This is a genomic window from Methyloversatilis sp. (assembly GCF_965284615.1).
GTDB lineage: Bacteria > Pseudomonadota > Gammaproteobacteria > Burkholderiales > Rhodocyclaceae > Methyloversatilis.
In genome coordinates, this window is the sequence record NZ_OZ260098.1 from 3,795,479 (window position 1) to 3,818,390 (window position 22,912).

The following is a 22,912-nucleotide window of genomic DNA, read 5'->3' on the forward strand; positions in this document are numbered from 1 at the left end:
TCGCAGGGGCGCAGGCTCGGCTACAGTAGGCGCCCATTACGCACCCGACCGCCTCCGGCCCGCATGAGCCTGCACAGCGCATCGAGCACACCGTCCCAGCAGGACCTCACGCCCGCCAGTCTGGCTGCGGCGCGGCCGCTGCGCGTGCTCATGTACTCGACCTATTTCCCGCCCGAGTTCAGTGGCGCTGCGCAGCAGGCGCTGATGCTGGCGCGACAGTTGCGGAGGCTCGGCCATCATGTCGAATTCGTGACGGTGCGCTGGCGCGATCTGCCCGAGCACGACACGGTGGATGGCTTTCCGGTCACGCGTCTTTACGCCGGACGCGGTGCCAAGCATCGCGAACTGCGGCTGTGGGCCAATCTGTGCGCCTATGTCTGGCGGCGCCGTCACGACTTCGACGTGCTGCACAGCCATGGCGCCTATTACACGAACGCCATCGTCGGGCCGCTGGCACGCGCCGCCGGTCTGAAGTCCATCGTCAAGGCCAGCCTGGCCAACGACGACCTGCACGACATCGGCCGCACGCTGAGCGGTCGGCTGCACCGTGCGCTGCTACGGCAGGTTGACGCCTGCGTCGCGATCAGCCGCGATCTGGTGCGCGAGTTCAACGACTGCGGACTGCCGGCCGAACGCATCCACTATCTGCCGAATGGTGTCGATACCGCGCTCTTTCACCCCGCCGACGCCGACGCCCGCGCGGCGCTGCGCAGCGAACTCGGACTGCCGGCCGACGTGCCGGTGGCGCTGTACGCCGGTGTAATGGACGCGCGCAAGAATATCGAATGGCTGGCCACACAGTGGGTGCACCAGGACGCCTTCGGTACCGGCGCCCTGCTGGTCGCCGTCGGCCCGCAGAGTCGCGAGGACCCGAACGGCGAACTGATCGCCCGTCTGAACGCACTCGGCAGGCAGGCGCCCCAGCGTTTCATGCTGCGGCCGCGCAGTGCCGACGTCGAGCGCTATCTGCGCGCAGCCGACCTGCTGGTGCTGCCCTCGCACCGCGAAGGCCTGCCCAACGTGGTGCTGGAAGCGATGGCCAGCGGTCTGCCCTGCGTCGCGGCCGACGTCAGCGGCACCCGCGATCTGGTGCAGCATGGCCGCACCGGCTATACGTATTCGCCGGACGATCCGCAGGCGCTGGCACTGGCCGTGTGCAGCGGCCTGTCACCGGCCGGACGCGCGCTGGGCGAGAACGGCCGGCGCATCGCCGAGGAGCAGTTCTCGCTGCACAGCGTCGCACAGGGATACAGCCGGCTGTACGACCGCCTGGTTGGAGGACAACGATGAAGACGTACCGCGCAAGGGGCACCAGCGAGTGCGTCCGCACTGAAAAGGAAGAACGATGAGCAAGATATGCGGCTGGCTTGACGGCCCGAATCCGCCCAATGCACGACTCGACGATCGCACCGGGCTGATCGGCAGCATGGCCGAGCGGCTGGGCGGCCTGTCCGAGGCGGGCGTGCAGTTCCGTCTCGGTGGCCGCGCCGCGGTGGCGGTACGCGCCCGCCCCGGCGATACGGAAGTGTGCAAGGACGGCGACCTGCTGCTGGCACTGGCCGGCAAGCCGTCTTGGGCGGACGCCGACCTGGCCGCGCGCGCCGCACACACCGGCATGGCGCAGTCGCTGCTGCAGGCCTGGCGCGAGCGCGGCCCGGCATTGCTCGAATCGCTGCACGGACGCTTCTCGATTGCCCTGGTCAACGGCGCGAAGCACGAGGCGCTGCTCGCCATCGATCGCGTCGGCGCGCAGGAACTGTGCTACGCGCTGCGCGGCAGTACGCTGGTGTTCGGCGCGACCACCGACGCGGTGACCGCGCACCCGGCGGTGCGCCCGGCGATCGATCCGCAGTCGCTGTACGACTACCTCTACTGCCACATGGTGCCGGCACCGGCCACCATCTACCGCGACGTATTCAAGCTGCTGCCGGCGCAATACGTGCATCTGCGCGACGGCGCACTGCGCACCGGCTTCTACTGGAGCATGCCCTACGCCGACGATACGCCCGACGACTATGCCCGCTACGCGGCGCAGTTCCGCGAGCTGCTCGAATCGTCGGTGCGTGACGCGACCACCCGCGACAGCGTCGGCGCCTTCCTCAGCGGCGGCACCGACAGCTCGACCGTCGCCGGCATGATGGCCCGTGTGACCGGTCGCGGTCCCGACACCTATTCCATCGGCTTCGACGCAGACGGCTTCGACGAAATGGAGTTCGCGCGCATCGCCGCCGGTCATTTCGGCTGCACCGCCCACGAGTACTACGTCACCCCGGCCGATGTGGCCGAAGCGATCCCGAAGATCGCAGCCATCTACGACGAACCCTTCGGCAACGCCTCGGCGGTGCCGACCTACTTCTGCGCCCGCATGGCGCGCGCCGACGGCCGCACGCTGATGCTGGCCGGCGACGGCGGCGACGAGATCTTCGGCGGCAACGCGCGCTATGCCGATCAGGAAGTGTTCGAGCGCTACGGCCGTGTGCCGGCGCCGCTGCGCGCGCTGCTGAATGGCGTGCTCGGCCATCTGCCCGATGCACTGGCGGTCGGCGTGCTGCGCAAGGGCCGAAACTACGTGCAGCGCGCGAGCATTCCGCTGCCGGACCGGATGGAGGTGTTCAATCACGTCGAACGCGAGGGCGCGTCGCGCATCCTGCCCGAGCGGCTGCTGCGCGGCATCGACCCGGACCACCCGCGCGCGATCGCGCGCGAGGTGTACGGCCGCACACGGTCGCAGGCCATGGTCAACCGCATGATGCATCTGGACCTGAAGCAGACGCTGGCCGACAGCGACCTGCGCAAGGTGTCGCGCATGTGCGAACTGGCCGACATCGAGGTGCATTACCCGCTGCTCGACGAGCGGCTGATGGACTTCTCGGCCATGCTGCCGGCCGACTACAAGGTGCGCGATGGCCAGCTGCGCTGGTTCTTCAAGGACGCGCTGAAGGACTTCCTGCCGCAGGCGACGATCACCAAGTCCAAGCACGGCTTCGGCCTGCCCTTCGGTCTGTGGATGCAGCAGGACCCGCAGCTCAGCCGCATGGCGCACGAGGCGCTGGACGCGCTGGCGCAGCGCGGCGTCGTGCAGCCCGCATTCGTCAAGCATCTGCTGGAGCGCCACCGCAGCGAACACGCCTCCTACTATGGCGTGATGATCTGGGTGCTGATGATGCTCGAACACTGGCTGGCCGCGCATCCGAATGCGCGACTGGACGGGTGAGGCGATGAACACGCCCGACGCCCGATTCCTGGTCATCACCGAACTGTTCCAGCCCACCAAGGGCGGGACGGCGGTGTGGTTCGACGAGGTGTACCGCCGCATGGGCGGCGCCGGCACGCACATCCTGACCGCCGACGTGCCGGGTGCCGAAGAGCACGACCGCGCCAGCCCGAACACCATCCATCGTCTCGGGCTCAAGCGCTATCCCTGGCTGCGTCCGGAATCGCTGCCGGTCTATCTCGAATTCTTCGTGAAGACGCTGAGCGTGGGCTGGCGCCACCCGGTGACCCAGATCCACGCCGGCCGCGTGCTGCCCGAAGGCCTGGTTGCCGTGCGCGCCGGCCGGTTGCTGCGCCTGCCCGTGGTCATCTACGCGCACGGCGAGGAAATCACGACCTGGCGCCAGCCGCGCCGGGTCAAGGCGATGCGCGAGGCGTATTGCGGCGCACAGCTCGTAATCGCCAACAGCGAGTTCACGCGCGGCCTGCTGCTCGACATGGGCGTGCAGCCGGAACGTGTGGTCATCATCAATCCGGGCGTGGACACCGAACGCTTCCGCCCGGGGCTGGATGGCTCAAAGCTGCGCGCCTCGCTCGGCCTGAAGCCGGAGGCCAAGCTCATCCTGTCGGTCGGCCGGCTGTCGCGGCGCAAGGGTTTCGACTACGTGATGCAGTCGGTGCCGGAACTGGTGCGCCGCGGGCTGGACGTGCACCACGCGGTGATCGGCAAGGGCGAGGACGCCGAGTACCTGGCCGGCATCCGTGCCGCGTCGGAAATGCCGGAGCGCATCCACCTGCTCGGCGGCGTCAGCGCCGACGATCTGCCGCTGTGGTATGCGGCCAGCGATCTGTTCGCGATGCCCAACCGCGACATCGGCGCCGACACCGAAGGTTTCGGCATGGTCTATATCGAGGCGGCAGCCTGCGGCCGTACCTCGCTGACCGGCATGGCCGGCGGCACCGGCTCGGCCGTGCTCGACGGCGAAACCGGACTGCGTTGCGACGGCAATTCACTGCCCGCGGTGACCGAAGCGCTGTTCACGCTGCTCGATCCGACGACCGGCTTCGGCGCGGCCTGCGCCGCCCGTGCGGAAACGCGGGCACATCGGGATTTCTCGTGGGCGGCGGTGATGCGGCAGACGGTCGAGCATACGCACGACCTTAAACGCTGATACTGCGACGCAGATACTGCAACGCTGATCAGTTCGCCTGTTGCCAGAAGCGCCCGACGGTCAGGTCCCATTCGTCCGGGCGGAAGCGCATGCGGCCGCCCAAGGGCGTGAAGGTCATTTCGCCGAAATAGACCTGTCCGTGCACGTTGTACAGATCGACGCGGACGAAATCGAAGCCCTCGGACAGACGGGCGCCGACTTCGAGCAGCCGGTCGAGATTGGCCGGACGCGGCATGTCGAAATCCTTCTGGTTGTCGCGGTAGCGGAAGGGCAGCAATGTCCAGTCGCGATCGTAGAAGGCGTTGATGCCGTGCCGGCAGTCGTTGACCTGCACGAGCTGCGGCACGCCGTCGAAACACCACAGCTTGTAGTCCAGGGGGCCGTTCTCCTGGCCGTCGTCGAGATAGGCCTCAATCACGACGCGGGGCTTGATTTTCGCGTAGTGATATTCGTGGTCGATCCAGTAGTAGTCCTTGCCCAGCCACTCCGTCAGCCGCGCGACGATCTCGTCGCGGTCGAATGCGCCGTCGATCAGGATGTTGCCGCCGGAGCCATTGTTCGTCTTGATGACGCACTTCGGCGGCAGTCGGTCGAAAGGAATGCGCCGGGGGTCGGTGCCCGACCAGATCAGATCGACCAGATGCGCTTCGCCAACCTTCTCGCGCACATAGTCGCGCACCGCGTACTTGTCGCTGAGGCGCGAGTAAAGTGCATTGCCACGCCTGTTCACGACGAGCATTCGCTGCAGCACCTTTTCGGTGAAGCGCTCGACGTGCGCCGGGTCGAATGGACGACTGTGCACTTTCTGATAGCGCTTCATCAGCTGCGCTTCGCCGATCGCGCGTCTGTTCAGACGTCGGCGCAGGGTGCGCCAAGCCTCCTTCAAATCCATACCAGGTCTCCCGTTCTCACCCCGGAGCGCCGGTTTGGGCCGGTTGCGGTCTGGGCTTCCAGGGCCACAGTCGTGGAATGCGGCCGCCCGCGAACAGACCGGCCGGCCGCGCGCGAGCCCAGTCGGCGTCCGGCAGGCCCTCGATACGCCGCCGGATCAGCCAGGTCGTGGCGACGACGATCACGATGAGCGTGTAGTAGTAATCGAAATAGGCCAGGCCGAGGAAGAGGCCCGCAGTCGCATAGGCGATGAGGCTCACCTGCACCATCCGCATCATGTCCGCCACCCATGCGATGTCGGGCATCTTGCGCGCCCGGCGGGCGCTCCAGCCTGCGCTGAGCCATGTGCACAGGCCGAGGGCGAAGAACAGGCCGAGCCCGATGTATCCGTGTTCGCCGAGCACTTCGAACACGACGCTGTGCACATCGCGCACGTTTGTCGGATCGGGCGCGTACATCGCGAACACCTGACGCTTCCAGCATTCGAAACCGCCGCCGAAGATGCGGTCATTCGCCATGTTGAAGCTGGTCCACCAGGCATTGACGCGCCCCTGTGCGGACTTGTCCTCCTCGTGCGTCTCGATGGTACTCATGCGGTCGTACCAGGACTGCGGCATGAAGTTGGCGATCGCGTAGCCGGTCAGTGCGAGCAGGATGGCGGTTTGTATCTTCTTTCGACTGTTCAGCCAGATGAAGACGGTCATCGATGCCATGCCCAGCATTGCGCCACGCGATTGCGTGCCGATCGCGGCAAAGGCCGTCAGCACCACCCAGGTGGTCAGGAAGGCCTTGAGCAAGGGATTGGACGCACGAGAGCGCATGAAGTAGAGCAGCGGAACGGTCATTGCCAGCGCCAGACCGATCTCGTTATTGCCCCCGATGAAGGTGCCGGGCGGTCCCTGTACGCGAAACACGCCGCCGCGCAGGATGGTGAAGATGCCGCCCTTGAAACCGTAGAAGCCGATCGACGCCGCCGACACCCAGAGCAAGGCCTCGATACGGTCGAAACTGCGCATGATCATCAGGGCCACGAAAATCATCAGCTGGATCTTCAGCACCTTGTCCAGCTGGATCTGCGCGTCCGCGGGGTAGATCGCCTGTGTCGTCGTGATGCACATCCAGATCACGAACAGCGCAAGGATGATGCTCTCGCGCGTCCAGATGATCTTCTTGATCTCCTTCGAGAACAGCAGCGCGACCAGCGTGGTCAGCGCCACGATCATCGCGAACGGAAAGCTCAGCGAAAATCCGTAGGCCAGCCGGTGCGGGTTCATCAGGCTGAGCCAGGTGAACACCAGGATGCCTATCCAGGGCGTACGCAGGATGAAGGGCAACATGCCGAATACGGCGATGGTGACGACGATGTCACGCACGGCGCGTCACCTCGATCATGCAGCCACCTTGCTGACGACGTAGCGGAACTTGCCCGAGCCTTCGGCCGCGATCTGCGCGACGTGCTCGACCACCACCTCGACCGATTCGCCGAGCCGCGCCTTCATGCCGGCGCGGATGCGCGCATCGCCGTCGGACGGAAAGCCGGGCTCGGTCATCACCTTGACCCGGGTGAGATCCAGGCTTTCCTGCTCGATGCGGAAGCCGGCCACGCCGGGCATGTCGCGCACGATGTAGATCAGCGCCAGGCCGTGCATCACCGTGCCATCCCGGGCGACGATGAAATCGGTGCTGCGGCCCTGCACTTCCTTCAGCACCGGCAGCGTGCGACCGCAGGCGCAGGGCACGTCGTCCGGCGCCGCCAGCACGCCGACGTCGCCGGTGCGGTAGCGCACGAAGGGGAAGTCACGGGTGGCCAGATGGGTGACGACAATCTCGCCGGACTCTCCCGGCGGCAGCACGCGACCTTCGCGATCGACGATCTCGACGATCACGTCCTCGGCGGTGATGTGCAGCGAGCCAGACGGGCACTGGTGCGCGATGAAACCGGCGTCGCGCCCGCCATAGCCGTTGGCCACCGGTGCACCGAAGCTCTGTTCGATCAGCGTGCGCTGGTGGTCGTACAGACGTTCGGACGTGACGAACACCACCTTGATGCCGAGGTCGTCCATGCGCACGCCCTGCCGCTGCGCATGGCGGGCGATGTGGGCGAACGCCGACGGGTAGCCGAACAGCATTTTCGGCCGCAGCGCACGGATTTCGTCGATGAAACCGTCCACCTTCGTGTCGGACATTTCGAAAGCCGGCAGCAGCCGGGTGCGCATCAGGCGATCACGCAGCAGACGCACGCGGTCCTGCGCGCCCAGTTCGATCGGGCTGCCCCACAGCACGATTTCCGGGTCACCGATATCGACGCCCCACCAGCGGGTGGCCCGCCACTTGGCGGCAACGTCACGACTGACGCGTTCGAGGCCGATGTAGAAGATGAGCGGCACGCCGCTCGACCCGCCGGTGTTGAAGCGCGCCAGCCCGCGTGCATCATCCGCCTTCAATGCGTCGGTGTGGGCGCGGATCAGCGGCTTGTCGAGGAAGGGCAGCTGCTGCAGGTCGGTCAGGCTGGAGACTGCAGCCGGATCGAAGCCGATACGTGCGAACAGATCGCGGTAGTAAGGAACGTGTGCCGCCGCATGCGTCAGCAGCGCGCGCAGCCGCTGCACGCGCAGCACCTCAAGCCGCTCGCGCGGCCACCACTGGCTGTCCTCCATCGCACGGCGGTCGGCCACCGTGCTGTGCTTCTTCAGCCGCTCCTGCAACGGAAAGACAAGGCCGGATACCAGACGGGTACGCAGATCAGGCATGCGTCCCCCGCACGGCGGCGAAGCGTGCCATCAGTTCGTCGCACAGCTGCGCAACCGCCGGTTCGACCGGCGGCGGCGCCTTCTTGCTGATCGAACTGGCGAACACCTTGCGCGTGATGAAGGGCGTGAACGGCAGGTCGATGAAGCGGAAGGCGGCTTCGCACTCCTCGACCGGATGCGTCACCAGCGACTCGTAGGACAGCAGCTTCACCCGCGGATTGCGGTCCAGCTTCATCTGGAAGAACAGCAGGTTACGGAAATACCAGATCAGCGCGGCGGCGGTCGCCTCGTTCATGTCCGGACGCCACAACTCGCGCACGAGACGCAGCGTGTCATCGGACATGCCGCCGGCGAACCACTCGCCATCGGCCTTGCCGCGCACGATGCGGTCGATCTGCTGTGAGAAGCGGCCGAAGGACACCAGGGCCGAGTTCACCGCATCACGGTACTCGCGCACGATCCACAGCGCCTTCGACGGCTGGAACTCGCTCATCAGCGCCGGCAGGCGGTCGAGTTCGCACAGGCACTTGATGACGAAGTGCGGCGCACGCGACTGTTCCACCAGCCGGCGGATCACCGGCAGCTCGCGCATCATGTAGTTGTCGAAGGCGCGCGGGTCGCGCTCGTGATAGACGTCGGTCAGCATGCTGCGCTCGATCAGGTCCATCAGCATATTGGTGCCCGAACGCTGCATGCCGGCGACAAACACGTGACGGCGCGCGCCGGCGGCACGCGGCAGGCGCTGCACGCACCACTTGGACGCGAGCAAGGTCCGGTACTCGATCTGCTCGCGCACATGCGCCCATTTCGATGCTTCAGCCAACTCGTCTGACTCCTTCGTTGGTGGCGGCGACCGCTCCGCTGCGGCCCAGCGCCCTGAACGCGGTGACCAGTGCGGCCACGCGTCCATCCCATTCATTGTCCCGCGCGTAGGCCAGGATGGCATCCCGGTCCCAGTCGCGTGCGAGCGCGGCGGACAGCGCGGTCTGCAGCGCGGCGGCGTCGCCGAAGGGTACGACGGTACCCAGTTCGTCGCGGCAGACGACTTCGCGATTGCCGCCGACATCGGTCGTCACGACCGGCAGCCGGCAGGCCATCGCTTCGAGAAACACATTGGCCCAGCCCTCATTGCGCGTCGCCAGTACGAACACATCGGCCGCCGACAGCGGCTGCTTGAGCGCCTCCGGCGGCAGGGTGCCGAGAAAGCGCACGCAGTCCTCCAGCCCGCGTTCGCGCACCTGTTGCCTGAGCTGCGGCCCCCAATCGCCTTCGGCGCTGGCGCCGCCGATGATCAGGAACAGGAGCTTCGGCACTTCGCGGCGCAACGCCGGCAGCAGTTCGATCACGCGATGAAAGCCCTTGCGCTCGGTCAGGCCCCCGACGCTGATCAGCACCGTGGCGTCGGCCGGAATGCCGAGCGCGCGCCGCGCCTCGGCGCGGTTGACCGGATGGAACTTGCGCGTATCGACGCCATTGCCCACCACCTGCAGCTTGTCGCGGGCGATGCCCAGACCGGCGGCGATGTCGGCCAGCGAGGACGACACCGAGAACACGCGGTCAGCGCGCTCGAGGGCGGCATGCAGGCGTTCGCGCAGGCCTGGCGTGCGTGCGTGGCGGGTTTCGGTGCCGCGCAGCGTGATCGTGAACGGCACGTGCAACCAGCGCGCCAGCAAGCTGGCCGCATAGCCGTCGGGATAGCCGAAGTGGGCGTCGAGCACGTCCAGACGCCCCTCACGCTTCAGGCGTGCCAGCGTACCGCGCGCGCCCAGCGCCAGCAGCACGCCGTCGAGATTCTTGAACAGTCCGGGCACCGACAGGAAGCGCGGATGCAGCACTGTCACGCCCTGCTGCACCTCGACGCGCGGCACGTCCGGCCGGAAGTGCGGCCGGATCAAACGCAGCAGCGACTGGAACGGAAACCAGGGCACCGGCGCGACCACGGTCAGCGGCAGTTCGGCGCCGACACGGAACATGCGCTCGCGGATGAACACGCCGGCCTGCGGCTGCGCACAGTTCGGGAACAGCGTCGAGAACGCGACGATGTGTGGCCCGGCCTGGGTCATGCAGCGGCCTGGCCGAGCAGCGAACCGTAGACGTCGCGATAGCGCGCGACCGAATTCGTCCAGTTGCGCTCGGTTTCGACATAGCGCCGCCCGGCTTCGCGCAGCTGCGGCCAGCGGTCCTGCATGGCCAGCAGCCGCAACACGCTGCGCGCCAGATCGTCGGCGTCGCCGGCACGGAACAGCACGCCGGTCTCGCCGTCGCGGATCAGTTCCTTGTGGCCGCCGACGTCGGAGGCGACCAGCAGCAGCCCCTGCGCCATCGCCTCCAGCGGCTTGAGCGGTGTGACCAGGTCGGTCAGGCGCATCGAGTGGCGCGGATAGACCAGCACGTTGACCAGACTGTAGTAGCGCTGCACCTGCGCGTGCGGCACGCGGCCGGTGAATTTCACGTGGTCCTGCAGACCGAGTTCCTGCGTCAGCTTCTTCAGGTTCTCTTCCTGCGGTCCGCCGCCGGTCAGCAGCAGCGCGACGTCCGGTGCCTTCTGCAGGATGGCGGGCAGTGCGCGCAGCAGCAGGTCCAGCCCCTCGTAGGCGTAGAAGGACCCGATGAAGCCGAGCACGCGCTTGCCGGTCAGACCGAGCTCGGCGCGCAGCCCGTCATCACCCGGCACGCCAAAGGCGAAGTTGTCGATATCCACCGCGTTCGGGATGACGGTGATCTTCCACTCCGGCACGCCGCGCGCGACCAGGTCGCGGCGCAGGCCCTCGCAGATGGTCGTCACCGCATCGACCGTATGCACCGCGCGCGTTTCCATCGCGCGCGTTGCCCGGTAGCGCAGGCTGCCTTCGGTGGTGGTGCCATGATCGACCGCGGCGTCCTCCCAGAAGGCACGGATTTCGTAGACGACGGGGATGTCGAGCCGGCGCCCGACCAGCAGCGCCGGGAAGGCATTCAGCACCGGCGAGTGCGCATGGATCACGTCCGGCTTCAGTTCGGTCGCCACCTCGAGCAGGCGCTTTTCCAGCGCGCGCATCTGTGCGCGCTCGCGCAGCACCGGCACGCGGTCCATCGGGCCCGGTGTCCACGGCGTGCGGTGGAAGGTGAGGCCATCGACCTCTTCGACCAGCGGGCCGGGCGCGGTGTGCTTGACGCTGGTGACGTGATGGGTGTCCCAGCCCAGCTTGCGCTGTTCGCGCAGGATGGCGGCAGTGCGGAAGGTGTAGCCGCTGTGCAGCGGAATCGAGTGGTCCAGTACGTGCAGGATGCGCATCGGTATCGGTGTCTCTTTCAGGCGGCGGCGCGGATGGCCGACGCTTCCTGGTTGCGCAGGAAGGCGTCGAACATGAGCAGGGTCCACAGCGACGCGCTGTAGTCGCGCAGGCCGGACTGGTGCGCGTTGACCAGATGTTCGAGATAGGGGCGGTTGAACCAGCCGGTGTCGGCCAGGCGACTGCCGAGTACGGCGTCGCGCACACGCTGTTTCAGCGGGCCGCGGAACCAGCGTGCCAGCGGCACCGAAAAGCCCATTTTCGGCCGGTACATGATGTCGTGCGGCAGGTGCGGTTCGAGCGATTTCTTCAGCAGGTACTTGCCTTCCTGCCCGCGTATCTTCAGCGTAGCGGGCAGCGTGGCCAGCCATTCGACCAGCGGGTGGTCCATCAGCGGTTCGCGCACTTCCAGCGAGTGCGCCATGCTGGCGCGGTCCACCTTGGTGTTGATGTCGCCGACCAGATAGGTGTTCAGGTCGAGGTACTGCACCAGCGACAGCGGTTCGTCCGAGGTATGGCGCGCAGCGTGACGGTGGAACACCTCGACCGCGTTGTAGCCGCCGAGCGCAGCCTTCATCCGCGGGCTGAACAGCTGCGCGCGCATCGGGTCGCGCAGAATGGACACCGAGTGGAAATAGGCTTCCACCGAGGTGCGCGCCAGCGATTCGAAGGTGCTCTTGGCGCGGAACACACGCGGCGCCCAGTCCGCCTTCGGGTAGATCTGGCCCAGTGTGCCGAACAGCGGCTTGCGCACGCCCAGCGGCAGTCGCGAACGCAGACGCTCTTCCATCAGGTGCATGCGGTAGCGGCGGTAGCCGCCGAAGCTTTCGTCGCCGCCGTCGCCTGACAGCGCCACGGTCACGTGCTTGCGCGCCAGCTGGCACACACGGTAGGTCGGCAGCGCCGAGCTGTCGGCGTAGGGCTCGTCGTACAGCCAGGCCAGCGTATCGATCAGGTCGAAATCGTCGGAGGCCACCATTTCGACGCGGTGGTTGGTGCGGTAGCGGTCGGCCACCTGCTGGGCGAACTTCGATTCGTCGAAAGCCGGATCATCGAAGGCGATGGCACAGGTATTCACCGGCGACTCGGAGGACTGCGCCATCATCGCCACCACGGCCGACGAATCGACACCACCGGACAGGAAGGCGCCCAGCGGCACTTCGGAAATCATGCGCAGGCTGACCGATTCGCGCAGCCGGCGGATCAGCTCCTCTTCAGCCTGCACTTCGTCGATCGCCTCGACATGGCCGAAGTTGACGTCCCAGTAGCGGCGCGGCGCCGGCGGTGTTTCACCGCGGCGGATGCGCAGGCTGTGCGCCGGCTCCAGCTTGAAAGCATGCCGGTAGATGGTGCGCGGGTCGGCGACGTAGCCAAGCGCGAAATATTCTTCGACCGCCAGCGGATCGAGATCAAGGTTCAGGCCGCCGTGCGCGGTCAGCGCCTTCAGTTCCGAACCGAAGATGAGCTGGCCGTCGGGCAGCAGCGAATAGAACAGTGGCTTCACGCCGAGGCGGTCGCGCGCCAGGAAAAGCACGTCCTGATTGCGATCGAAAAGGGCGAACGCGAACATGCCGCGGAAACGCTCGACGCAGGCTTCGCCCCACTGCTCCCAGGCGTGCACGATCACTTCGGTATCGCTGCGCGTGCGGAAGGTGTGACCGAGCGCGGTCAGTTCCGGAATCAGCGACTGGAAGTTGTAGATCTCGCCGTTGAACACGACGATGACCGAACCGTCCTCGTTGGCCAGCGGCTGCTGGCCGCTCGCCACGTCGATGATGGACAGCCGGCGGTGACCGAGACCGACGCCGGGCTCGAGGTGCAGATCGCCCTCGTCCGGACCGCGGTGATGCTGCGCCTCGTTCATCCGGTGCAGCACGTCGCGACCTACATCACGCCGGTTGCGCGTGTCGAAAATGCCAACGAAACCGCACATGCGGGAAATCCTGTCAGGTAGTGGAGCCGTCCGGGCGACCTTGCTTCGCGGACAACGCAAGATAGGCGTCGCGATACGCGGCAACCATGGCTTCGATGCTAAAGGAGGCCTCGATTTTCTGCCGTGATGCACTTCCGTGCGCATCCCGCAGCGCCGCATCGGATGCGTATTCCTGCACGCAGGCCGACAGCGCCGCGACATCGCCGGGCACGAACAGCCGACCGTTGATGCCGTCGTCCACCAGTTCCGGCGTGCCGCCGACGGCGGTGGACACGATGGGCAGACCGCAGGCCATCGCCTCGAGGATGGTGTTGGAAATGCCTTCGCCCAGCGAGGGCAGCACGAACAGGTCAAAGGCCTGCATCAGTTGGGGAATGTCCTTGCGCTCGCCGGTGAGCCAGGCGCGATCGGCCAGACCGGCTTCATCCAGCAGCGCCTGACAGCCGGCGCGTTCGCCGCCGTCGCCGACGATGACCAGGCGCAGGCGCTCGCCACCCGGCCGCCGCGCGGCGTCGATGAAGGCGCGCACCAGGGTCGGGTAATCCTTCACACCAACCATGCGACCGACACTTCCGATCACGAAGGCGTCGCCACGGAAGGACTCCGGCAGCACGCTGCGACTCGCGTCGGTCCGCGGCGTGAAGCGCTGCTTGTCCACGCCGTTGTAGATCTGCGTGACGCGCGCCGCGTTGACGCCGATGGCGTCGCGCAGCCAGCTCTGCAGGTCGCGGCTGACCGTCAGATAGCGGTGGACGAAAGGACGCACCAGCCGGCGCAACCGGTTGTAGCGCGCGTTGCTGCCGTCGAGGTCGAACACGTCGCGCCCGTGCTCGCCGTGGATGCGCACCGGCACGCCGGCCAGCCAGCCGATCAGCACCGCTTCCAGCGCCGACAGATTGCGCGTGTGCAGGATGTCGGGACGCAGCGCGCGCAGCATCCTCCACAGCCGCAGGTAGTGCGCCGGGTCCTTGCCCGGCGCCTTCTTCACGTCGTGGAAGGTGACCCGGCCGTCGCGGATGCGCTCGACGAAGTGCGAGTGGCCCTGCAGACAGACCACGTGGTGCTCGAAGTCACCGGGCGGAAAGTTGTTGAACAGGTTCACCATCCCGTTCTCCATGCCGCCGGTGCCGAAGTGATGCACCACGTGAACGACGCGCTTCACGGCGCGGTCGCCTTGCCCAGATGCGGCTCGATCACGGCGGCGAATGCGGCCAGCCGCGCGCGCGCCGCCGGATCCTCACCCTGCTGCGGCGTCCACAGCACCACGGCGTAGCCGCTGTCCTCGCCGTCCAGCAACAGCGATCGGGCGAACATGAGCTTGGCGCGCACGCTGCTGACGGTGGGCTCACCGCCGACGACGAACCAGTCGTGAATCAGCAGGCGCAGCGCGGTCGAGCGCAGGCGCGTCTCCCGCACCGGATGCGCCGGCGTATCGACCACGCGCTCGCCGACGTTGGACCACACGTCGTGCTCCTGCCGGATCATGAAGTTGCGCGAATTGATCAGTTCGGCGTCCTGTCGCTGGCGGCCGTACCAGGCCAGATGAACGGCCACGACCTCGTCGCCGCGGCGGTACTGCACAGTGCGCTCGCGGTCCGGGTTCTGGAAGGTGGGCCGCCAGTCGGTCAGCGCCGGTCCGGCATCGAGCGCCCAGCCGTCGCCGGGTTCGGCCGGCAGTGCCAGTTGCGGCGATGCCGGCAGTTCGCGCTGCGCCAGTTGCGCCGCATAGAGCGGCGGCAGCAGCAACACGAGCGCCGCCGAAGCCGCCGTCAGCGCGGTGCGCAGCATCGGGACCGGCCGCAACGCGATCGAGCCGGCGCCGGGCGCGACATCGTCGGCTTCCTTCTCCTGCCAGAACGAACCGACCCAGAACAGCAGCAGCATGATGACGCCGAAGAACACCCAGCCGTAGATGATGTGGTTGACACCGGTCGCCAGCTTCATGTCCGAGTAGTGCGCGAGCAGCACGATCATCAGCGCGCGGAAGCCATTGGCGACGATGGGCACGACGAAGGATGCGACGATGAAGGCGGCACGGCGCCACAGCGTGCGATAGCTCAGGTAAGCGAACAGGGCACCGACGGTCAGCGACGCGATCAGGTAACGGAGCCCGCTGCAGGCCTCGATCACCGACCAGCTGCCAGACGGCAGTTCGAAGAAAGTGCCTTCACGATAGACCGGGAAGCCAAGCAGTTGCAGCGACGCGACGGTGAAGTCGGCCGTGTAGTTCATCAGCGGCACCATCAGGCCCTCGCCCATCGGCACGCCGAGGAAGAGAAAGGCCAGCGGGTAGGCGATGACCCAGGCGACGCGCCAGCCGAGCACGGCGACGACCAGCGACGGAATGCTGGCGACGAAGGCCAGTTGGCGCACCACCTGCACGCCGGCGACGTCGGCCACCAGCCATCCGGCCAGCGATGCGGCCAGCGCGGCCAGCCCCCACGCGCTGGGCTGCGGCACGTGCGCCGCCAGCGCCGCCCGCTTGCGCCACACCAGCCAGAGGAAGATGGGCGGCACGATGAGGCCGTGCGCGAAGGTTTCCGATCGCCACCAGATTTCCGCCATCGAAGCTGCGGTGCCCCAGTAGAGCCACAGCAGCAATGCGAACAGCAGCAGGAATACCGGCCCGGCCGTCCGCCAGGACGCAGCACTGCGTCCGGTATCAGCCGCGGGCATGGAGGACGTCGGGTTGTACATCGGGCGAGCTTCCGTGTGGGATTGAACGCGCCGGAGCCGGCGCATCGAGCCAGGCATCGAGCGCGGCCAGCGCGCTGTCCCAGCGATAGACGTTCTCGATCCGGGCGCGCGCGGCGAGACCGGTCGCCTGCGCGTAAGTGGGGTCGAACAATGCCAGCACGCGCTCGGCGTAGCTGGCCGCGTCGGCGGCGAGGAAATCGCGCCCCGGCTGTGCGTCGAGGCTGGCCGACAGCGTATGCCATACGACCACCGGCCGGGCCATCGCCATCGCTTCCAGCACCTTGTTCTGGATGCCGCGTGCGACGCGCAGCGGCGCCACCGCGCAGGCGGCGTGCGCGACCCAGGGGCGCACATCGTCCACCCGACCGGTCACCGTGACGAAGCCGGTCTTCTCCAGTTCGCGCACGGCCGGCGCCGGATTCATGCCGACGACGAAGAAATGCGCGGCCGGTTCGACGGCGTGGATGCGCGGCATCACCTCGTTGGCGAACCAGCAGGCGGCGTCGATATTGGGCCAGTAATCCATCGCACCGGTGAACACGACCGGCTTCACGCCCGAGGCATAGGGGTTCGCGCCGGCGTTCGCCGGGTTGAAGAAGTTGACATCGACGCCATTGGGCAGCGCCTCGACGCGCCCCTTCAGCGTGGGCGCCAGCGATTCGAACAGCGCCACCTCGGCGGGCGTGACCAGCAGGCTGCGGTCGGCGGCGGCGACCACGCCCGCTTCGAAATCGAGCAGCGTGCGCGCTTCGCGCCGGTACAGCCAGGACATGGGCCAGCGGTGACGTGGCGCGTACTCGGACCACTTGGCCGAATCGACATCGACCAGATCGACGATACGGTGCACCTGCGGGTGGCGGTCGAGGTACTGCGCCATGGTCGAGCAGAACACGACGGCCTTCGTGATGCCGTGACGAGCGATGGTGTCATCGACCCAGCGCTGCATCGCTGCCGACCGGTAGTAGACGACGCTGAGCGCCTCGCCAGTCGCCAGCGCGCGCAGCGACAGCAGCTTGCGGCTGCGCGGGGCGATGGTTTCGGTATGCAACTGCACGCACATCGCCGACAGTTCGGGCAGGTGCGGCAGGTCGGCCGGGTCGTCGACGAAGGTACCGACATGCAGGGCGTGGCGGCGCGCCAGATGCTTCAGCAGATGGAAGGAGCGGATCTTGTCGCCCTTGTTGGGCGGAAAGGGCAGACGATGGGCGAGGAAGAGCAGCGGCTCCACGCCGGTCAGCCCAGATTGCGGACGATGAAGGGCCCGATCGTGTTCGCGAAGCTGCGCGGCATGCGGCGCCACACTTCGATCATCAGCTTGTACTTCGGGTTCGACGGGTTGTTGCGCGGCAGGCTGTCGCGCTTGTACAGGCAATACTCGTAATGCAGCGGCGTCGGTTCGAAGCCCCAGTTCTTCTTGAACGAGTAGGAACCGGTGCCCTGCTTGCTGCGGCCATAGTCGAACACGCGGATGCCGCGTTCGCAGGCGTGGCGCATCAGTTCCCAGTACTTGAAGTCGTTCGCCGCGAGGTCGCGCGCCGCCACCGCGTCGCCCGCGTAGTAAGGCAGGATTTCGTCGCGGAAATAGAAGCTCATCACGCTGCTGAGCAGCGCGCCGTCCGGACCTTCGACCGTCATGACCGAACAGCGCTCGCCGAAGGTGCGACGCAGCGTGTCGAAGTAGCGGCGCGACATCGCCGGCGTGCCGTGGCGATGCACGTTGTCCGAATACAGTTCGAAGAAGCGGCTGTTGTCGGCATCGAACACCGCCTTCAGGCCGTTGTTGATGCCCTTGCGCACCATCGCGCGCTGCTTGCGCGGGATGGCTTTCATGTTCTCCTCGACGTCCGGCGAAATCTGCTTGCGGAAGGTGACGTACAGGTCTTCGGTCGGCCAGTCGGTGTGGCGCGCGTTCACATTGCGGAATTCGAGGTGGTTGACACCGAGCGACTGCGCGATGCGCTGCGCTTCGGCTTCGAGCGCCAGCGCCGCCTCGTCGTCATCGGCCGCCACACCGCCATACACACCGAAGGGCAGCGACACGAGGGAATGGCCGAACAGCCGGCTCTTCACCTGGGCCAGCGGCAGCGCGCCGCAGATGCGGCCACCGCGCTCGGCCAGCAGGTAGTGCGTGGCGTGGCCGAACACGTCGCGCATGATGTCGCGCCACTCGAACAGGTGAAAGAAGCTCGCCGCCGGGCAGGCTTCGACGAAGGCATTCCAGTTCGCGCGATCGGCGTCGGCCGGGGCGCGCACAGTGACTGCAGTCATGAACTCCGCCTCAGGCCGCACGGGCGATCTCCGGAAACACCTCGTCCATCCGGCCCCAGCGAAAATCGCGCATCAGGCGGGCAAGACGGCCCTCGGTGCGGTGCAGGTTGATGTAGTGGCGGAAGCGCGACTTGGCGTCCACGCCCTGCACGCGCGGCTGGTCGGCGTCGATTTCCCACGGATGGCAGTAGAACATCGCAGGCCGGCCGTCGCGCTTGTTCACCTGGCTCAGCAGCCAGCGCGAGGTGGCGTAGGGCAGCAGGCGGAAGTAGCCGCCGCCGCCTGCCGGCAGGTTGCGGCTGCCCATGCGCACGGTGGTGACCGGCACTTCCATCAGACCGTCGCGCGACGCGAACGGGAAGCGCGGCGCGTCCGGCATGCCGTAGTGGTCGTGCTTGACCGGGTAGATGCTGGAACTGTAGCGGTAGCCGGCCTGCGCGACGCAGTCGAGCGCCCACGGATTGGTTTGACCGATCGAGAAGCTGGGCGCGCGGTAGCCGCGCACCTCGACACCGGTAATGTCTTCCAGCACCTTCTTGGCACGCGTGATGTCGTCGAGGAATTCAGCCGGCGATTGTTCGGTCGCACGCAGGTGAGCGGTGCCATGGCTGGCGACCTCGTGCCCGGCGGCGGCGATGCGCCTGACCATGTCCGGATGGCGCTCGGCGATCCAGCCCAGCGTGAAGAAGGTCGCCTGGTTGCCGCTGTCAGCCAGCAGCGCAAGGATGCGCTCGACATTGCGCTCGACCCGGCACTCGATCGAATCCCAGCGGCTGCGCTCGATGTAGGGCGCCAGCGCCGACACCTGGAAGTAATCCTCGACGTTGACGGTGAAAGCGTTGCGGATATCGGCCCGGGCGCTCATGTCAGTGCGTGCTCCGCTGCAGCAGCCAGTCGTGCAGGTCAGCGGCGATGCGCTGGGCGGCATTGCCGTCCCAGTACTCGGGCACGCGGCCGCGCTTGCCGCCGGTGGCGAGAATGTCGTCCAGGCTGCGCACGAAAAGCGCCTCATCGGCGCCGATGACGGTGTTCGTGCCCTGCTCCACCGTGATCGGTCGCTCGGTGTTCTCGCGCAAGGTCAGGCAGGGCACCGACAGCGCCGTCGTCTCTTCCTGCAGGCCGCCGGAATCGGTGATCATGACGGTCGCGCCACTCATCAGGCCGAGCATTTCGAGATAGCCCAGCGGCGGCAGCAGCGCGATGCGTGGGTTGTCGAGCAGCGCCCCGAGGCCGAATTTCTCCAGGTTGCCACGGGTGCGCGGATGGATCGCGAACAGCAGCGGCAGCCGCGCGGCCGCCTGCGTCAGCATTGCGGCGAGGCGCTTCAGCTGCTCAGGGTCGTCCACATTGCTCGGACGGTGCAGCGTCACGACGCCGTAGCGGCCGTCCGCAATCAGCGCCGGGTCGATATCGTGCTCGGCCAACGTTTTCGCTGGCGGCACCGCCAGCGAGCGGCTGGACAGCAGCGAATCGATCATCACGTTGCCGGCGAAATGCACCCATGAGGCGTTGACGCCTTCGCCGGTCAGATTGCCGAGCGCGCTGCGCTCGGTCGTGTAAAGACGGTCGGAAATGCGATCGACCAGGATGCGGTTGATCTCCTCCGGCATCGCACGGTCGCCGCTGCGCAGACCGGCTTCGACATGGATCACCGGCACGTGCTTCTTCACCGCCACCAGCGCGCAGGCCAGCGTCGAATTGACGTCGCCCACGACCAGCACGCAGGACGGCTTGAGTTCATCGACCAGCGGTTCGAAGCGCTTCATGATCTCGGCGGTCTGCACCGCGTGCGTGCCGGAGCCGACTTCGAGATTGTGGTGCGGTGTCGGCAGACGAAGCCCGCTGAACAGGCGCTCGTTCATCGCGTGATCGTAGTGCTGGCCGGTATGCACCAGCACCCACGGTATCGTCGGCACGTGCTCGTCGAAGGCGCGCAGGATGGGCGCCATCTTCATGTAGTTCGGCCGTGCGCCGACGACGCACAGTACCGGGGCGATCACCTGGGCAGCGCTCATTCCGCCTCCTTGTCCGCCTGCTCGGTCGAGCGCTCGGCGATTTCATACAGCAGGGCCAGTGTCTGTTCGAGCGTACGCTCCATCCGTGACAGGCGTTCTTCGAGATTGCCCGCCTGATGCGCGTTCACATAGTCGCGCACCCGCTGCGCCGAGTCGGCGTCGAGCCGGAACTGCGACATGTCGAGATCGAACAGCGCCGGCGAACCGCGCAGCCCGGCGCCATTGAAAGCAGCGTGCGCCGCCGTGTCGGACGGCATCGGGCCGTCCGGTCGCTTGGCCATGGCGGCAGCGGCGGCGGCGTCACCCGCCTCGTCCTTGATTTCGCTGACCACGCCCGCCACGTCCTGCGCCGTGAAGGCGGTTGCTCCGCCGAGGAATCCGGCCAGCATCAGGCGGTCGCACAGCGTATTGATGCGTCGCGGCACGCCCTCGGTCGCCTTGAAGATGGCTTCGTGCGCCCCCGCCTGGAAGGCGGGGGACCCGCGCCAGCCGACGTGCTTCAGGCGGTGCTCGATATAGGCCTCGGTTTCGGCCGCGTCCATCGGCCCGAGGTGGTAGGACGCGATCACCCGCTGACGCAGCTGCTCCATGTGCGGGCTCTGCATCGTTTCGCGAAACTCGGGTTGACCGACCAGGAAGCTCTGCAGCAGCGCGTGCTCGCCGAGCTGGAAGTTCGACAGCATGCGCAGTTCCTCGACCGCGCGTGGCGTCAGGTTCTGCGCCTCGTCGACGATGAGCAGTGCGCGCTTGCCGGCAGCGGTCAGCGACAGCAGGAACATTTCGATCGACAGCAGCAGGTCGGCCTTCTTCAACTGCTTGTTCGGCAGGCCGAAGGCGGCAGCCACGAGACGCAGCGTGTCCTCGGCGTCGAGGTGGGTGCTGACCAGCTGGGCCGCCACCACCTTCTTCGAATCGAGCTTCTGCAGCAGGCTGCGCACCAGCGTGGTCTTGCCAGCGCCGATCTCGCCAGTGATGACGATGAAACCTTCGCTCTGGTGCAGACCGTACTCGAGGTAGGCAAGCGCGCGCCGGTGGCCCTTGCTGCCGAAGAAGAAGGACGGATCGGGATTGAGCTGGAAAGGCTTGCCGGAAAGACCGTAGAAGGACTCGTACATGGATCTCGATCGTTGGGTACCCGCCCCTCAGGGCGTCGGTGGCGCTGCACGGTTCGGCAGCATGCGCATCACGGCGCCCGCGTCAGAAGAAGCGCGTACTCACCGTGGCGATCAGTGCATTTTCGTCTACATCGCCGGCGGCGACTGTGCCACGCATCATGCGCAGACCAATGGAGCCGCTGGTGTAGGCCCCAAGCGCTGTGGAATATGTCGCATTGAAGATGTTGCGCTCGGTTGTCGTGCGCGAGTTCACACGGCCGCTGGTGTCGAAGGAATTCAGCGAAAAGTTCAGCGAACTGACCGGCGAGAGCCGGTGCGACAGACCGATGGTCCAGCCCTTCTGGACGATGACCGCGGCCTCGGCGAAATCGCCGGTGAGGGAGCCGCCGCCAGAGCCGATTCCGCTGTCGTTGGTCAACTGGTACATCGTGAACGACAACGTGTTGCGGGCGCCGTTATGCACCACACCGACCGACCAGCGCGAGCGCCGGTATTCGCGGTCGGTCAGGAGGGGCGAATCGAGCGAACCGTAGCCTGGAATGCGCCCGGCCAGCGCGTCCGCGCGGATCGCGTCGCGCCGCTCTTCCGGATCGGCGATGCTCGCGTAGGGCTCGACGAAGGCCAGCGTCTCGTAGAGATCTTCCAGGCCCGAACCTTCGAGCAAGGTGTCGATCCGGCTCACGATGTTGCGCGTATAGGCCGCGTTGAAAGCGGTCCTGGGCAGACGATGCGACAGCTTGTAATTGGCGGTACTGCCGTAGGGCCGCTCGTCGTAATCGAGCGACAGTGCCGTGCGCTGCGACGGGCGCCAGTCCACGCCGCCGCCATAGGTGGCACCGTCCCGGCGATTGCCTATCGTTGACTTTTCGAAGCCGTAACGGCCGGTCAGTTCGATCTGGACATCCGGCTTGTAGATCAACGAACCGACGATGCTCTCGCGTTCGCTGTTGTTGGCATTGTCCGAATCGGTCACGCGCGAGCTGAGAACGCCCTTCCAGCTCAACGTCGCCGGAGCGCCCTGCAGCGTCCCCGAGAACGTACGGCTCGTCAGCGCGCCCTCGCGGCGCGACGATTCACTGCGCGCGATGGTGTAGCTGGACTTCCATGTCGCGATGTCGCCCAGCCGGACGGTACCGCGCATCGACGGCGACAGCGAGAACACCCGCGTCTCCGTCGAATCGCCCAGCGTGTTGTTCAGCAGGTTGGGCTGGGCATTGAACACCGATCGCCGCCGCTGCGTCTGACTGGCTTTGGCGTCGAGGAAGAACAAGTCGTTGACGATCTCGAACGACCCGTTCGCGCTCATATTGTTCGCGATGCGAGACGGAAACGTATCGTCAGCGTAATACATCAGCCGCGGCGAATAATTGGCATTGAGCTTCAACCGCGGGCTGCTGCGGCGCAGATCGACGGTTGGCGTGACTTCGGTCAGCACGTCGCTCGACGGCGCGACCGGCGAGAAGTTGATGTTGTCTGACACGATCATCTGCACCGACGCGCTGGTCGACAGGCGCCAGCCTTCGGCGTGAGCCGAACCGAAACCGCTGGCAATGCCCAGAATGGCCAGGGAGATCGGGCGAAGCATC

The 22,912-nt window shown here is 66.7% G+C and carries 18 protein-coding genes; 3 read left to right on the top strand and 15 right to left on the bottom strand.

Annotated features, from left to right (window positions below; all coding sequences use genetic code 11):
• Positions 1-63 precede the first annotated feature (63 nt).
• The 3 genes from ACQ66H_RS18035 to ACQ66H_RS18045 are packed head-to-tail and all read left to right on the top strand — an operon-like array spanning position 64 to position 4,385.
• On the top strand, positions 64-1,290 hold the full coding sequence (locus ACQ66H_RS18035; RefSeq protein WP_430435162.1) for a glycosyltransferase family 4 protein: 1,227 nt from the start codon (positions 64-66) through the stop codon (positions 1,288-1,290).
• A 55-nt stretch (positions 1,291-1,345) separates the two neighbouring features.
• Positions 1,346-3,214 carry an asparagine synthetase B family protein gene (locus ACQ66H_RS18040; protein WP_430435163.1) on the top strand — a complete coding sequence of 623 codons (1,869 nt, stop codon included), beginning with the start codon at positions 1,346-1,348 and terminating at the stop codon, positions 3,212-3,214.
• Positions 3,195-4,385, top strand: coding sequence for a glycosyltransferase family 4 protein (locus ACQ66H_RS18045; RefSeq protein WP_430435164.1), 1,191 nt, complete (start codon positions 3,195-3,197; stop codon positions 4,383-4,385). The genes ACQ66H_RS18040 and ACQ66H_RS18045 overlap by 20 nt, the downstream gene beginning before the upstream one ends.
• 28 nt (positions 4,386-4,413) lie before the next feature.
• Here ACQ66H_RS18045 and ACQ66H_RS18050 read toward each other — a convergent pair whose 3' ends face one another.
• The 15 genes from ACQ66H_RS18050 to ACQ66H_RS18120 form a co-directional block, all read right to left on the bottom strand.
• Entirely contained in the window at positions 4,414-5,277 is an 864-nt protein-coding gene (locus ACQ66H_RS18050) for an ATP-grasp fold amidoligase family protein (protein ID WP_430435165.1), read from the bottom strand.
• A gap of 16 nt (positions 5,278-5,293) precedes the next feature.
• Entirely contained in the window at positions 5,294-6,649 is a 1,356-nt protein-coding gene (locus ACQ66H_RS18055) for a putative O-glycosylation ligase, exosortase A system-associated (protein WP_430435166.1), read from the bottom strand.
• Positions 6,650-6,664: 15 nt separating this feature from the next.
• Complete coding sequence (locus ACQ66H_RS18060) at positions 6,665-8,026, bottom strand: phenylacetate--CoA ligase family protein (RefSeq protein WP_430435167.1); 1,362 nt, start codon at positions 8,024-8,026, stop codon at positions 6,665-6,667.
• Positions 8,019-8,849 carry a sulfotransferase domain-containing protein gene (locus ACQ66H_RS18065; protein ID WP_304005833.1) on the bottom strand — a complete coding sequence of 277 codons (831 nt, stop codon included), beginning with the start codon at positions 8,847-8,849 and terminating at the stop codon, positions 8,019-8,021. The genes ACQ66H_RS18060 and ACQ66H_RS18065 overlap by 8 nt, the downstream gene beginning before the upstream one ends.
• The gene (locus tag ACQ66H_RS18070; RefSeq protein ID WP_430435168.1) at positions 8,842-10,089 is read right to left on the bottom strand and encodes a glycosyltransferase; all 1,248 of its coding nucleotides are present in this window, start codon (positions 10,087-10,089) and stop codon (positions 8,842-8,844) included. The genes ACQ66H_RS18065 and ACQ66H_RS18070 overlap by 8 nt, the downstream gene beginning before the upstream one ends.
• Positions 10,086-11,300, bottom strand: coding sequence for a TIGR04063 family PEP-CTERM/XrtA system glycosyltransferase (locus ACQ66H_RS18075; RefSeq protein WP_430435169.1), 1,215 nt, complete (start codon positions 11,298-11,300; stop codon positions 10,086-10,088). Before ACQ66H_RS18075 ends, ACQ66H_RS18070 begins: the two co-directional genes overlap by 4 nt.
• 17 nt (positions 11,301-11,317) lie before the next feature.
• Positions 11,318-13,231, bottom strand: a complete 1,914-nt coding sequence (locus ACQ66H_RS18080) for an XrtA/PEP-CTERM system amidotransferase (RefSeq protein WP_430435170.1) — start codon at positions 13,229-13,231, stop codon at positions 11,318-11,320.
• Positions 13,232-13,244: 13 nt separating this feature from the next.
• The gene (locus ACQ66H_RS18085; protein WP_430435171.1) at positions 13,245-14,393 is read right to left on the bottom strand and encodes a TIGR03088 family PEP-CTERM/XrtA system glycosyltransferase; all 1,149 of its coding nucleotides are present in this window, start codon (positions 14,391-14,393) and stop codon (positions 13,245-13,247) included.
• A complete protein-coding gene (gene xrtA, locus ACQ66H_RS18090; RefSeq protein ID WP_430435172.1) occupies positions 14,390-15,907 on the bottom strand; it encodes an exosortase A in 1,518 nt (505 codons plus the stop codon). Before xrtA ends, ACQ66H_RS18085 begins: the two co-directional genes overlap by 4 nt.
• Positions 15,894-17,156, bottom strand: a complete 1,263-nt coding sequence (locus ACQ66H_RS18095; RefSeq protein ID WP_430435173.1) for a TIGR03087 family PEP-CTERM/XrtA system glycosyltransferase — start codon at positions 17,154-17,156, stop codon at positions 15,894-15,896. Before ACQ66H_RS18095 ends, xrtA begins: the two co-directional genes overlap by 14 nt.
• Before the next feature lie 5 nt (positions 17,157-17,161).
• Positions 17,162-18,217, bottom strand: a complete 1,056-nt coding sequence (locus ACQ66H_RS18100) for a FemAB family XrtA/PEP-CTERM system-associated protein (RefSeq protein WP_430435174.1) — start codon at positions 18,215-18,217, stop codon at positions 17,162-17,164.
• Positions 18,207-19,061, bottom strand: a complete 855-nt coding sequence (locus tag ACQ66H_RS18105; protein ID WP_430435175.1) for an XrtA system polysaccharide deacetylase — start codon at positions 19,059-19,061, stop codon at positions 18,207-18,209. Before ACQ66H_RS18105 ends, ACQ66H_RS18100 begins: the two co-directional genes overlap by 11 nt.
• 1 nt (position 19,062) lies before the next feature.
• A complete protein-coding gene (gene wecB, locus ACQ66H_RS18110) occupies positions 19,063-20,211 on the bottom strand; it encodes a non-hydrolyzing UDP-N-acetylglucosamine 2-epimerase (RefSeq protein ID WP_430435176.1) in 1,149 nt (382 codons plus the stop codon).
• Positions 20,208-21,326, bottom strand: a complete 1,119-nt coding sequence (locus ACQ66H_RS18115) for an XrtA/PEP-CTERM system-associated ATPase (protein ID WP_020165894.1) — start codon at positions 21,324-21,326, stop codon at positions 20,208-20,210. The genes wecB and ACQ66H_RS18115 overlap by 4 nt, the downstream gene beginning before the upstream one ends.
• A gap of 82 nt (positions 21,327-21,408) precedes the next feature.
• Entirely contained in the window at positions 21,409-22,911 is a 1,503-nt protein-coding gene (locus ACQ66H_RS18120) for a TIGR03016 family PEP-CTERM system-associated outer membrane protein (RefSeq protein WP_430435177.1), read from the bottom strand.
• Position 22,912: the final 1 nt, after the last annotated feature.

Excerpts from the sequence above, each read along its gene's own strand:
- ACQ66H_RS18045 (WP_430435164.1), top strand. The coding sequence starts at position 3,195 with ATGCGCGACTGGACGGGTGAGGCGATGAACACGCCCGACGCCCGATTC.
- ACQ66H_RS18070 (WP_430435168.1), bottom strand. The coding sequence starts at position 10,089 with ATGACCCAGGCCGGGCCACACATCGTCGCGTTCTCGACGCTGTTCCCG.
- ACQ66H_RS18035 (WP_430435162.1), top strand. The coding sequence starts at position 64 with ATGAGCCTGCACAGCGCATCGAGCACACCGTCCCAGCAGGACCTCACG.
- wecB (WP_430435176.1), bottom strand. The coding sequence starts at position 20,211 with ATGAGCGCTGCCCAGGTGATCGCCCCGGTACTGTGCGTCGTCGGCGCA.
- ACQ66H_RS18060 (WP_430435167.1), bottom strand. The coding sequence starts at position 8,026 with ATGCCTGATCTGCGTACCCGTCTGGTATCCGGCCTTGTCTTTCCGTTG.
- ACQ66H_RS18115 (WP_020165894.1), bottom strand. The coding sequence starts at position 21,326 with ATGTACGAGTCCTTCTACGGTCTTTCCGGCAAGCCTTTCCAGCTCAAT.
- ACQ66H_RS18105 (WP_430435175.1), bottom strand. The coding sequence starts at position 19,061 with ATGAGCGCCCGGGCCGATATCCGCAACGCTTTCACCGTCAACGTCGAG.
- ACQ66H_RS18075 (WP_430435169.1), bottom strand. The coding sequence starts at position 11,300 with ATGCGCATCCTGCACGTACTGGACCACTCGATTCCGCTGCACAGCGGC.
- ACQ66H_RS18080 (WP_430435170.1), bottom strand. The coding sequence starts at position 13,231 with ATGTGCGGTTTCGTTGGCATTTTCGACACGCGCAACCGGCGTGATGTA.
- ACQ66H_RS18120 (WP_430435177.1), bottom strand. The coding sequence starts at position 22,911 with ATGCTTCGCCCGATCTCCCTGGCCATTCTGGGCATTGCCAGCGGTTTC.
- ACQ66H_RS18040 (WP_430435163.1), top strand. The coding sequence starts at position 1,346 with ATGAGCAAGATATGCGGCTGGCTTGACGGCCCGAATCCGCCCAATGCA.
- xrtA (WP_430435172.1), bottom strand. The coding sequence starts at position 15,907 with ATGCCCGCGGCTGATACCGGACGCAGTGCTGCGTCCTGGCGGACGGCC.
- ACQ66H_RS18050 (WP_430435165.1), bottom strand. The coding sequence starts at position 5,277 with ATGGATTTGAAGGAGGCTTGGCGCACCCTGCGCCGACGTCTGAACAGA.